10 protein-coding genes are annotated in these 11,598 nt (G+C 51.9%); 1 reads left to right on the forward strand and 9 read right to left on the reverse strand.

Going from position 1 to position 11,598, the window contains the following annotated elements; translation table 11 throughout:
• Positions 1-368: 368 nt before the first annotated feature.
• The 8 genes from KGZ92_03350 to KGZ92_03385 all read right to left on the reverse strand — a co-directional run bounded on the left by KGZ92_03350 (position 369) and on the right by KGZ92_03385 (position 8,364).
• Positions 369-1,766 carry a sodium:alanine symporter family protein gene (locus KGZ92_03350; protein ID MBS3888325.1) on the reverse strand — a complete coding sequence of 466 codons (1,398 nt, stop codon included), beginning with the start codon at positions 1,764-1,766 and terminating at the stop codon, positions 369-371.
• Positions 1,767-2,116: 350 nt separating this feature from the next.
• Positions 2,117-2,410 carry a hypothetical protein gene (locus KGZ92_03355; protein MBS3888326.1) on the reverse strand — a complete coding sequence of 98 codons (294 nt, stop codon included), beginning with the start codon at positions 2,408-2,410 and terminating at the stop codon, positions 2,117-2,119.
• Between the two features lie 2 nt (positions 2,411-2,412).
• Positions 2,413-2,970 (reverse strand): hypothetical protein, encoded by a 558-nt coding sequence (locus tag KGZ92_03360; protein MBS3888327.1) that lies wholly within the window; start codon positions 2,968-2,970, stop codon positions 2,413-2,415.
• Between the two features lie 60 nt (positions 2,971-3,030).
• Positions 3,031-4,446 carry a hypothetical protein gene (locus tag KGZ92_03365; protein MBS3888328.1) on the reverse strand — a complete coding sequence of 472 codons (1,416 nt, stop codon included), beginning with the start codon at positions 4,444-4,446 and terminating at the stop codon, positions 3,031-3,033.
• Positions 4,446-4,670, reverse strand: coding sequence for a hypothetical protein (locus KGZ92_03370; GenBank protein ID MBS3888329.1), 225 nt, complete (start codon positions 4,668-4,670; stop codon positions 4,446-4,448). The genes KGZ92_03365 and KGZ92_03370 overlap by 1 nt, the downstream gene beginning before the upstream one ends.
• Positions 4,671-4,932: 262 nt before the next feature.
• Entirely contained in the window at positions 4,933-5,847 is a 915-nt protein-coding gene (locus KGZ92_03375; GenBank protein MBS3888330.1) for a polysaccharide deacetylase family protein, read from the reverse strand.
• Between the two features lie 544 nt (positions 5,848-6,391).
• Positions 6,392-7,393, reverse strand: a complete 1,002-nt coding sequence (locus KGZ92_03380; protein MBS3888331.1) for an MFS transporter — start codon at positions 7,391-7,393, stop codon at positions 6,392-6,394.
• Positions 7,394-7,503: 110 nt separating this feature from the next.
• Complete coding sequence (locus tag KGZ92_03385) at positions 7,504-8,364, reverse strand: GNAT family N-acetyltransferase (GenBank protein MBS3888332.1); 861 nt, start codon at positions 8,362-8,364, stop codon at positions 7,504-7,506.
• Positions 8,365-9,366: 1,002 nt separating this feature from the next.
• On the opposite strand from KGZ92_03385, the gene KGZ92_03390 reads away from it, so the two are divergent.
• Positions 9,367-10,497, forward strand: coding sequence for a hypothetical protein (locus KGZ92_03390; GenBank protein ID MBS3888333.1), 1,131 nt, complete (start codon positions 9,367-9,369; stop codon positions 10,495-10,497).
• Positions 10,498-11,192: 695 nt separating this feature from the next.
• Here the strand turns inward: KGZ92_03390 and KGZ92_03395 are convergent.
• Positions 11,193-11,354 carry a hypothetical protein gene (locus KGZ92_03395; protein ID MBS3888334.1) on the reverse strand — a complete coding sequence of 54 codons (162 nt, stop codon included), beginning with the start codon at positions 11,352-11,354 and terminating at the stop codon, positions 11,193-11,195.
• Positions 11,355-11,598: the final 244 nt, after the last annotated feature.

Raw genomic sequence — 11,598 nt, forward strand, 5'->3', positions numbered from 1 at the left:
TGCAAGATGCAAGATGCAAGATGCAAGAAGCAGGAGAGAAGAAGGAACGTTTAGCGCCCCTCCCACTCTCTCGCAGATTAGACGTCTTGCAGCGCCTGATACACCTTACTCTGAAAGACAAACTCCTTGTTGATTCCGCGAATCATAACGTGGTAGTAACCGGCGCTACTCGCCTGACGTCCTGTTCTTGGCCTATCCTCACCTCAGGTCAATGTTCCCGCACGCTCAGCAAAAAGCCAAGAGGAACAGTCCCTTTTGGTTCCTCTTGCTTCCCGCTTTTTCGTGAACCATAACTGATGAAGGGCGCGTCGTTAGCAGCAAAAAGCCCGGGAACCACCCGGGCTCGAGCACAATAGATTATCGCCGCGTTATTTCTGTTTGTAATAGGTTGGGTTTTCGGCATATGGTACGTAGGGCTCGCCCTTGAAGTAAGACCCCGCAATCGTAGAGAAGGTGCCGGTCAACGCTATAAGTGCGATGATGTTGGGAATAGCCATAAACGCATTGAGAATGTCAGCAACGGCCCAGACCGGAACAATGTTGAGTGCGCCCACATACAGCACCGGCAGGTAGATAAGACGGTATACTAAATTGGATCCCGACCCAACAAGATACTCGAGGCACTTTTCACCGTACACCGACCAACCCAGCATGGTGGTATAGGCAAAAACGAGTATCCCGATGGCGGCGATGGCATTCCCTATCACGGGACCAATGAAGGACGACGAAAAGGCGTACATAAACGTAACCATAGCGGTCTGCCCCTGTGTCCAAGCTCCGCTGGTGAGAACTGCAAGTGCTACGAATGTGCAGACAATGTGGGTATCAAGCACAACCTCGATAGCCCCCCAGAAGCCTTGCCTAACAGGATGATTGGTCTGTGCGGTGGCGTGGGCAATAGGTGCGGAGCCGAGGCCCGCTTCGTTTGAAAAGATGCCCCGCATAAGACCGTACCGTATTGCCGAGGCGATAGCGGCCCCCGCAAAGCCGCCAACGGCGCCCTGAGTAGTAAACGCTCCGGCGAAGATTCGGGCGAAAGCATCCGGGACCAAGGCGATGTTTTCAATTACAACCAATGTGCAACCTACTATCATCATAAGGGCCATAAAGGGAACGGCCTTCTCCGCAACCTGACCGACACGCTTAATGCCGCCAATAATGACGAGACCGACAAACACTATCAGAGCAATGCCCGACACGGGACGGGAAATGTCAAAAGCCCTCTCTAGGGCTCCTGCGACATTGTTAGCCTGCACCAGATTCCCTATACCAAATGCCGCCAGTGAACCGGCTATGGCGAAGATCACCGCAAGCCACTTCCAGCCCAGGCCCTTTTCTATGTACTTCATCGGTCCACCGATCATCATGCCTTTAATATTGACTTCACGGTAGTGAACAGCCAACACGATCTCAGCAAACTTGGTGGTGATGCCAAAGAAACCTACCACCCACATCCAGAAAACTGCGCCCGGCCCGCCGAAGAGAATAGCGGTTGTGGTGCCCACTAGGTTGCCGACGCCAATCGTGGCCGCCGCGGCTGTGGTAAATGCCTGAAAAGGCGTGATATCGCCTTGGCCTATTTTTTGTTGTTTCTGAAATATTTTCCCCGCAGTTTCCCCATAGTAGATCTTAAACCTGCTGACCTGGAACCAGCCTGTCTTGAGTGATAGGTACACCCCGCATAGCCCTAACAGTGCCCAAGTGGGCGGGCCCCAAACTATGCGGCCGATTTGTTGCAGAGTTGCAGTAATTTCTGCGTAGTTCATATGTGCCTCCCCTTCCTGTTTATGGTTGAAAGTCGCCTTCTTAGGCGTTTCCGCTAACCCGCCCCCCCTCACATATAGATGCGCTAATGCAGATTCTTAAGACTACTATCATGATGACGTCTTAATAATACTTCAAATCAGATTTTTGTCAACAGTGTTCCTCTCTCCCTAAAACGCCATCCTATCTGAAAGACGAACTCCTTGTTGATTCCGCGAATCATAACGTGGTAGTAACCGGCGCTGCTCGCCTGACGTCCTGTTCTTGGCCTATCCTCACCTCAGGTCAATGTTCCCGCACGCTCGTCAAAAAACCAAGAGGAACAGTCCCTTTTGGTTACCACTTGTTTTAGTTATTCAACTGCTTTTACCTCAAGCAGACTCATCATATGTGCGATTATAAACGAGCCAAGATGAAAAACAGCAGAGACGATTAGGAAAAAGAGCAGCAACAGTAACCCCACGTAACCGCCTGGGCTGTACATGACGCCTGTTTGTGCATACACCACTATGAGGACGAACACCATTAGGGCAGCCGCAACAGTCATGAGCGTCCCGAGTAGTCCCCTCGGCTGCTTTGCGCATGGCGTGGCTACCGGCACAACGGTAGTTGCAGGCTCTGTGGCGTCCGCTCTGGGTTCCTTCACCGTCAACGTTTCAGTGCGTAAAATACGCAGACAGAAACGAGCGCCCCCACAAAGGCAGCGACCGTAACCGCGCCAAGGAGCAAAGTCGCAGGTAGGGCAAATGGTCCCAAAGGCAGCAAGTACCAGTGGAGCCGCTCGCCATAGATAATTACACAGAGAGCCGGCACAGCCAAAAGCGCGGAACCGATTAAGGCCGCCCGCCTAGTCAGCACATAGCCACGTCGCGAAAGCCTTGCTCTCAGCAGAAAAACGAGACAAAAAGCCGTCAGCGGCGAGACAAGCCCAAAATGCCTAATCCAGCCCTCTAAGCTAAGGGCGCAGACCAATCCGCGCATACTGAAAGGGTAGTTCACTAAACCAGCCGCACCCAAGAAAACCGCCGTCGCAGCTACGTAGCTGACTCCGGCTAAAGCGCCTTGGCTCCCCTGAACATCAGTTTGACTTGTTACGTCCGGCATTACCGCGCAAGGCAGAGCAAAGCCAACCGTGGCCGGGATAAACTCCCAGTCGAACCTCTGCCCGTACCGCTGCAACTGCTCTAATGTAGTTTCGAGCCGCAACGTTGTGTTTGCCGCTAAGTCCCAGCGATAGAGCGACGCAGCTCTACCGTGCTGCAGAAATTAGAGGTAAACCTGACTGGAAGAACGATTGGGGTCGTGTGCAAACCGCACCGCTTCGACTTTCTGGTAGTCGTCGGGGAGTAGTGCGTTTACATCTAGGCGATGATATTCCCCTTGCCTACGGTCATAAACAACGATTTGCGTCTGCGAGGCGTAGGCAATAAAGCGGTGCTGCAGGAAAAACTGCGTTGGCAAAAAGACAAAAGGTTGGTCCTGAGGCAGCAACGAAACCCACAACGGGCCTATATTGCTCTCGTTTCGGCTAAGGCTTCCCCTGCTCCAGCCTTGGCTGGTTTTTTGCCACACAGGTGAAACATGCCCCGGAAGTGGCGAAACAAAATTCGGAATAACCCCTCTACCCGGCGCAGGTTCTTGCGTCTCGGGTTTCATTGGTTCTAGATATGGCGCAACCATTACTTCTCCGGCAACCAGATCGTAGACATAGCTATGGTTTTCTCTTTGCCAAAAAGTTTCCGGCATGTTGAAGCTCAGGGTAAAGTAGATTTGTTCCCCGTCCGGTGAAGCCGCCATCTCCAAGCCCTCGGTAATGGCTAGGTCTCGCGACGGAAAGAGAGTAGTCAAATCCAGGCGATGCACTTTGCCGGAGTAACCGTCTGCGATTAGTAGTTCTGTCGCAGTTGCCCCGCTAATAAAACGTGGCACTACTGGCGACCAGCTAGGTCTGGCAATGTAGTAGGGCAAGGGCGGAAGTTCAAACAAGGTAGAGCCAGTTAAATTGAGGACACGATAGGTGAGCACCCCTGCTCGCCAGACAGGGACAAGGTGCATGCCTTCCGTGCTCCACATTCCCAAAGGCCCAAGGTTCACTTCAAGACGGCTGAATTCGTTAAATTCTTGGCTCTCTTTTACCTGCCGTAGTACCTCATCGCCCTCCGCAACGACTAGCGGGGTGTGGTCGGATAAGCGCGGCAGGAGCAAAACTAGAGCCAGTAGGTCGCTATAACCGAGCCGCCCAGTACTTGTCTCAATGACATAGCCCGGGCCTAAGTTAGTCGTGCCCACCAAGCCCTCGCCTGCAGGGTTTAGACTTGCCTTAGACACAGCCGGCGTGCGAACCAGGGCAGTATTAGCAGAACTCGCGTGCTCTGTCGCCTTAATCACCAAGATGGCCCGGCTCCCGCCTGCCGCACGCTGCCCAACAAAGTCTTGAAACACTCTCTCGATAGCATGTAAGTCCTGTTCTAAGCGGTCCTTTATGGCTGGTATGTCCTCGCTGCCCGGCGCATAACTAACCAGTGCATAGACTGTTCGTCCCTGGCTAGCGATAACCGAAGATGTAAGTGGTTGAGACCTAATTGGCGACGCGGCTTCGAGTAACACTGCGAGCAAGAGCATAGTAGTCAAAAAGATGGAGAGCGCCGCGGCCAGGACGGATGAGCGCGACATAGCGTTCATCATTCGCCACCTGCAATCACTATGCGCATCGGTATTCCCAAAATCGTCAGGGAGAATAGCTGCTGCCCGTACACCATCGTGACGAGATATTGCCCCTTATTATCTACGAGTTTCGCTGTCGCTACATGAGGTAATTCATGGATTATGAGCGCTATGTAAAGAAGAGCCCCCACCACCATTCCATTAAAGACGAGAAAGAGGACCGGCCAAACGACACTACTCATATCGACGCCCCCCAATACTAGACTCCCTCTGAAATGGTCGTCATGCGCACCGCGCTAACTGTTTAATATGAAAATCATACCATATCTGGGCAGACTCATGTGACAAATCAAATTGCAATGTTTGTACAATTATCTCTAGCCCGTAAACAAAAAGGACGGTTCCATTTGGAAACCGCCCCTACCATTATCTCGTAAGTTAGTCTTCTTGCAGCGCTTGCTAGACCTTGGCAGAGGAAATCCGCTAGCTTGGAGCATCAACATCTTACGGATTGCTGCTATCGACAAAATCTTGCAGTGACCTAAACTCGTACCCCAAAGCCCGAAGTTCTGCAATGATTGCGGGCAGGGCTTCCGTATTGCTCTGGGAGACGGCGTGCAGAAGAATAACGGCACCGGGATGGACATTTGCTGTTACATGCTCTAGAGCGTATTTCGCCCCGGGTTGTTCGTCGATCACCCAGTCCTTGTAGGCCATACTCCAAAACACCGTCCGATAGCCTAGTGCCTGTGTCACCGCCAGAGTGTATTCGGAGTAGTTCCCCATCGGGGGGCGAAAAAAGTGTGTGCGCTGGCCTGTCAAGTCCGCCAGCATATTGTCAAGTAGAGTGAGCTCTGCCTTTATTTCCTCGAGAGTTAAGGAGGGCAGTGAGGGGTGATTGACTGTGTGGTTGGCCACTACATGTCCGTCTTTGACAAGGCGCTTGACTAAGTCAGGTCGCGTGCGTATTGTCAGTCCTGTTACGAAGAACGCGGCGGGCACGTTATTCTCGTGAAGGACGTCGAGAATCCTCGACGTAAATCCCTGTTCATAACCAAGGTCGAACGTGAGATAGACATATTTCTTCTCTGGGCGGCCAAGGACAATGACCTCGTACTTCTCAATTAAGCTCTTGCTCAAGCCGGGTGTAGGCTGAGCATGGGTGTTGTTGCGCCCAAACCAATAGCCGCGCGGAACGGTGTCAAGGCCGGCGGGCAGTTCAGCTAGGCGTTCCTCCGCCGTCTTTTCGGGGACGTCCGGCTTATCTTGTGGGCGCTCCACAGGCTCAGGCTCAGGTTGGGGAGTCTGCGGGATGGGGTTCTGTGCCACAGGAGGTTCAGGCTGCGGATTAAGCGCTTGCTCGCGTGGGCTGCAGCCTATTAGGAGGAGAAAAACAAGCATAATGGCGACGACGCGCATAATAATGCCCCCTTCTACCCTAATTATAGCAGGTTGCAACGCGCCAGGTTACATAACATGGCCCGGTATTTTGCACCAATCGACCAGCCCCGCAGCCAAACGCAAGAAGTTTTTTACCCACGAAACACGAAACAAATGTGATGGTTTTTCATGGGAGTCACCATCCCATCTACTCATAAATTAGTCCCCTTGTGGCGCTTTACTGATGCTGCTCGCCTGACTTCATGCTCTTGGAACATCCTCACCTCACGTCAATGCTACCTCACGCTTAGCAAAAAACAGCAAGACCTTTCCCTTTTGGTTCCTTTTGGTTCACATTAATACTTTTCAGTACCCATCCCGTCTGGCAACTCCTTCATACGAGGATTGAGCGCCCATGCCGCGATCGTAATGACAATTAGTAGAAGGCCAGAGAAAGTGTAGAGCGCTGACACCCCATACTCGTCTGCCACAACCCCTGCCCCGACTTGAGCAATTGGCGATAGTACTAGAGATATACTATTGAATAGGGCATTTGTTCGTCCACGCGAGCTGTCGTTAATGGTCAGAGAGTACTTCGTATAAGCAGGCAAGAAGCAGGCAAGAAGAAGCCTTCGGAGAACCCATACGCTACGAGAAGAATGACCATTGTAAAATTATTCGTCAATGGCACAAAGATAACAGCGACTGCACTACATGCGAGACCCAATATGGTCAAGCGGTATGGACACTTCTTAGCGAAAAATGCTCCTGAGAGAAGATAACTACTGATTACACCTAGGCTAAGTGCTAGTTCCATTAGACCGTACCCTTGAGCCCCCATCTCAAAACGGGATGAAGCCAATGGGATTAACATAGCATTTATTGCTTTATGAGGAATATTGGATAGTCCAACTACTGCGACAAACCAAACAAGAAATCTGTTGTGAAGTATCTCGCTAAATGACGCAGACTGTGTCTTTCGGGACGGCCACCTTACCCTAACTTGCTTCCTATCTGCATCACAATCGGGCACTAGGCCAGCAAATAACGTAGCGAATAGTGCGAACACTATGGCGCAGAACATAACCCAAGAGGCGCCCACGATCGAGATCAGTAGAGCAACCCCTCCCCCAAGGAATGCTGTCCCTTCGCTTGTGGTTCTGAGTATGGAGCTAACCTGCAACAGTGTGGTTGCATCAGGGAAGAGTTTTGGTAGCAGCGACGAATGCGCACGGTGAAATAGCATACTAAACACTGGCAAGAGCCAAATGACTAAAACGGTAAGCACACCCCTGTGCATAAAGCCCGTTACACTGACCACGGATAATGCTATAGAGACAAACAAAGTACCTAAGCACCCAATTATCATTAGGCTTCTGCGGTTTGAGATATCTACACTTTCACCTATAAAGGTCTCCAGAATGAGTTTAGGCAGCGAAAGTGCCGCTATCACTAGCCCGACACTAATCGCAGACCCGCTAGCTTCCCAAGTGTTCCAGGTGATTGTAACAGCTAATGCAGTCTCAGCAATGATAATGAATAACCCCGCTAACCAAACAGGCAGGAAACCTCTTTCCGAGAACAATAGCGCTCGACTTCTGAAACAAAAGTGATGGTTCTTTATGAAAATCGCCCCTCCCACTCTCTCGCAAATTAGACGTCCTGCGTAAACTGCCCCCGTCTGTATGCCTGGTGCTAGCGAAGGTCTGCAAGTGTGGCCCGAGCGAATTCTACGGTTTCGAAGCGCTCAAAACCGAGTGAGTCATAAAGCCTCCGAGCGTTGACGTTGATATCTACTACGCTGAGATAGACGGTGTCCACACCTCTTTGTCGCAGCAGGTTAACCGACAACTGGGTAAGTTGCCGCCCAAGGCCGCGGCCTTGATACGCTTGGTCTATGACAATGGTATCTATGAAGTCTGAGCCCAGTAGAGTGTAGCCAACAGCTTTGCCCTCTTCATATAGCAAGAAGATGTTGCCACTATCATCAATGAGCTGTTTTCGAGTTTCTGCCTGGTCACTGCCTGCAGGGTAGGTGTCGATCGGCTCTATATCGCACTGGCTTCTGAGCCGGCGGAACCCATCGTTGGTGAGGCGCACATAGTCCTCAAACATTTGACCAGTGTAGGGAAACAGCTTAATCTCTACTTCTGTAAAGGGCGGACCGGTATAGCGCATGGCATGAGCTGAGTACCAGGGCGTGAAGCCGTGTTTGGTGAAGAACTGGCGGTTGGCCCCGGCGTCGGTTCGATAAGTTGTGTAAAGCCTTACCACATTAAGATCCTCGAGGTGCCCTTTCACCGTCTGCCATAGCTTCTCCCCTATACCCTGCCGCCTGTGAGTGGGCGCAGTATATAGCCAGAGCCATGCTTCCGGGCCATGTTGGGACTCGCTTACCTCCCCTAATGCGGCACAGCCAAGTAAGTCTTCGTCTTCAAAGACCCAGGCAGTACTGCTTTTAACGCGCTCCCCAATTTCCGTGGGTTTCATTTGTCTGTTCTGAAGCACCATTTCTATAATTGCTGGCAGATCATTGTCCATAAATGGGCGAATCATCGCGACACCACTTTCATCTTATTGGGGGCAATACAAGAGTTTGTGAGTGCAAAAAACAAAGAGGCAACAAGCAGCTCTAAATCAACCGCAATAAGACCCCTCACACCTTAACTCACTATTTAATCATTTCTTCTCTAGAGAATCTGCAATTCCTTCATTCTCATCGGAGATGGAGCGGCTCTCCTCCTGCGCGAGGCTGAACATGACCGTAATCAGCAGCTCCCCTTTGCCGTCAAATTTCCTTTTGGTTCAGATCGACACACAAAAAGCCCTCGAGTTTAGTCCTCAAGGGCTTGATCATTGAGATATAAATGGCTAAGCTAGTACAAAATTATACGCTGGACACTCATTCTCTAAAGTTAAACGATTCACGGAAGGGGTGTGCATTCAGGTATCCAGCGTCCTTAAAAGCTCAGTCGCTGCAGCTTCGGCGCGCATATATAGCCTGGGTCCGAACGTGGACATATTGTCGCATAGCCCGTCGTTCATTTCACGGTCCCCTCGCTGTTGCAGCACATAAATCCGCTCCCTAGACATGATTCGACAAAGGAATTGGAGCACACATGGGGAAGTGAGCATAGAGTTACCTATCAGGAAAACAACCACTTTGGTAGCCTTCCCCCAGGCAAAAGAGTCAGAGTATGGGTGCGCGGCGGAAAAATGGAGTGCCAAGGTTTATCGGTGCAGGCGACAATGGGCATTAACCGATTAGGCAGGAATGGAAGGGGTTGGGGAAGCAATATGAAAGTCAAAAGATACGCGGTTAGTGTCTTGGTGCTTTTAGTGTCCAGCGCTATGCTTGTAGGATGTGCAGTAGGTGTAACTGGCGTCAGCCTTGATAGTGAAACCCTGTCGCTTACCGTTAACGATACCAGACAGTTGGTAGCAACGATTACACCAGCCAACGCCGCTAACAAAAGTGTGCAATGGAGCTCAAGCGACACCACGGTTGCCACAGTAAGCGATACCGGCCTAGTCACCGCCCGAGCTGCAGGAACTGCAATCATTGCCGTAACCACGGTATATGGGGGAAGGCAGGCAAGCTGTAGGGTGACAGTGGCCGTCGCTACGACCGAAGTCCCCCCCGCCATCTCTTCCGGATATTGGCACACTGTCGCCTTAAGATCAGACGGAACCGTATGGACATGGGGGTCCAATTTATACGGCCAGATGGGCGACGACTCCCGGGAGCGCCACACCCCTACTCAGGTAAATGGTCTAAATGGAGTAACCGCCATCGCCGCCGGTGAGCAGAACACCGTCGCCTTAAAATCCGACGGAACAGTGTGGGCGTGGGGAAATAACGATTGGGGCCAGTTAGGCGATGGCACCACCTCGTTTCGACGCACCCTCGTCCAGGTAAGCGGCCTGACTGAAACAACCGCTATTTCTGTCGGCACTGGGCATGCTGTCGCTTTAAAATCAGATGGTACCGTCTGGGCCTGGGGGCGGAATGACACCGGCCAACTTGGCGACGGCACCACCACGACTCGCCTAACCCCTATCCAGGTAAGTGGCCTGATCGGAGTAACCGCCATTTCCGCTGGCGCCCTTCACACCGTCGCCTTAAAGGCAGACGGGACTGTATGGGTGTGGGGGTGGAATAGCCACGGCATACTGGGCGAAGGCACCACCATGAATCGCCACGCCCCAGTTCAGGTTAGTGATCTGGCGGCAGTAACTGCTATTTCCGCCGGGCAAACTCACACAGTCGCATTAAAGTCAGACGGAACTGTATGGACATGGGGAGGGAACTTTAGTGGCCAGCTGGGCGATGGCACCATGACTCTGCGCACCGTTCCAACCCCGGTAAGCGGCCTCACCGGAGTAAGTGCAATCTCCGCCGGGTGGCAGCATACAGTCGCCTTAAGGTCAGACGGCACCGTTTTAGCATGGGGGGATAATCATTGGGGCCAGCTAGGCGATGACACTACCACAGCTCATCTCACTCCCGTCCGTGTAAGCGGCCTGACCGGAGTAACTGCTATTTCCGCCGGCGGGTGGTATTTCACCGTCGCCTTAAGGCATGACGGAACGGTGTGGGCATGGGGGAATAATGTATTCGGTCTACTAGGCGATGGCACCACTACGAACCGCCTCACCCCACACGACATAGGATTCAAGTTGAGGTAAGAACTAGGAGCCTGGCCCTAGCCCCAAGAAACAGGACCTGGCCGACAAAGAACAGGCCCTGTTTTCTTGTTGCCGTGAAGTTTGGTGGAGCTGAGCTTGTCTCATTGGGCGCACATACCTTGATAACATTGTTTCAGTTTCACCCGTGTTTATTCAATCTTCTGATCGTCATTTTCTTCACCCTTTGCTCCTTCAAACACTTCGCCTAGTAGTCTTGAGAAGTAAACCGCGTTTTTTCCGCAAACACAGGTTTGCCAGTTCGCTTCTCAATGTCTACCCTGGCGTTTCCCGCAACTTCACCAGAACAAAAGGGACTGTTCTTGTTGGAAATGAGCCCTCCCGTCCATTCGTAAATTAGTCCTCTTGCAACGCCTGATACGCCTTCGGGAATTTCAGTGTTTAATGAAATTCCCGTGGTATGCGAGGTCTCAAGTGTTTCGGCGGCCTTGCGCAACGTGAGGCCAACATCCTGAGTCAACTGCCGACAGATGGCCGAGAAGATTGCGGGGTCGCGCCTGTACTGCGCGGCCCTTTCTATGCGGTGCAGGGCACAAACTGCTCTAGGACCTTATTGGCGCAAGCTAACCTGTAGGTTTCGCGGTCTTCACCGGTCTCGAGGTACACAGCAAGATCGCTTTCTGTGCTTCACTGATGTGAGCTATTTCCATCGTGCACTCCCTGTAGCTGCTCCACTGTTATTCAGCCGAGCCTGATACTAATCGCGCCTGTACGGGATTCATGTGAATGTAACGTAGTGCACCGAGAAAGTAGGCGTCGTCCTCGATAACTTCGCTGCGGTAACGGTCGCCAAAAACCGGGCCAACTCGCCGATGCAGGCGATGGATTCCACGAATCATAACGTGGGTAGTAACCCGTGCTGCTCGCCTGACGTCCTGTTCTTGGCATTTCTTCACCTCACGTCAATGTTGCCTCACGCTTAACAAAAAACAAGAAGAACCGGCAGACTGTGCGATAATGCGTATTTTAGTAGCCTTCACTACTCTTAGAATGCGTGTTTTAGGACCCCTCACTGGCCAACAGGTGCAATCTGGCAACAGTTTTCTCCTTGCCAAAATAGAGACAAAGAAGAAGAGTAGCAAG

The sequence above is a fragment of the Bacillota bacterium genome (assembly GCA_018333655.1).
Lineage (GTDB): Bacteria > Bacillota > UBA994 > UBA994 > UBA994 > BS524.

Excerpts from the sequence above, each read along its gene's own strand:
- KGZ92_03385 (MBS3888332.1), bottom strand. The coding sequence starts at position 8,364 with ATGATTCGCCCATTTATGGACAATGATCTGCCAGCAATTATAGAAATG.
- KGZ92_03370 (MBS3888329.1), bottom strand. The coding sequence starts at position 4,670 with ATGAGTAGTGTCGTTTGGCCGGTCCTCTTTCTCGTCTTTAATGGAATG.
- KGZ92_03395 (MBS3888334.1), bottom strand. The coding sequence starts at position 11,354 with ATGATTCGTGGAATCCATCGCCTGCATCGGCGAGTTGGCCCGGTTTTT.
- KGZ92_03375 (MBS3888330.1), bottom strand. The coding sequence starts at position 5,847 with ATGCGCGTCGTCGCCATTATGCTTGTTTTTCTCCTCCTAATAGGCTGC.
- KGZ92_03350 (MBS3888325.1), bottom strand. The coding sequence starts at position 1,766 with ATGAACTACGCAGAAATTACTGCAACTCTGCAACAAATCGGCCGCATA.
- KGZ92_03365 (MBS3888328.1), bottom strand. The coding sequence starts at position 4,446 with ATGAACGCTATGTCGCGCTCATCCGTCCTGGCCGCGGCGCTCTCCATC.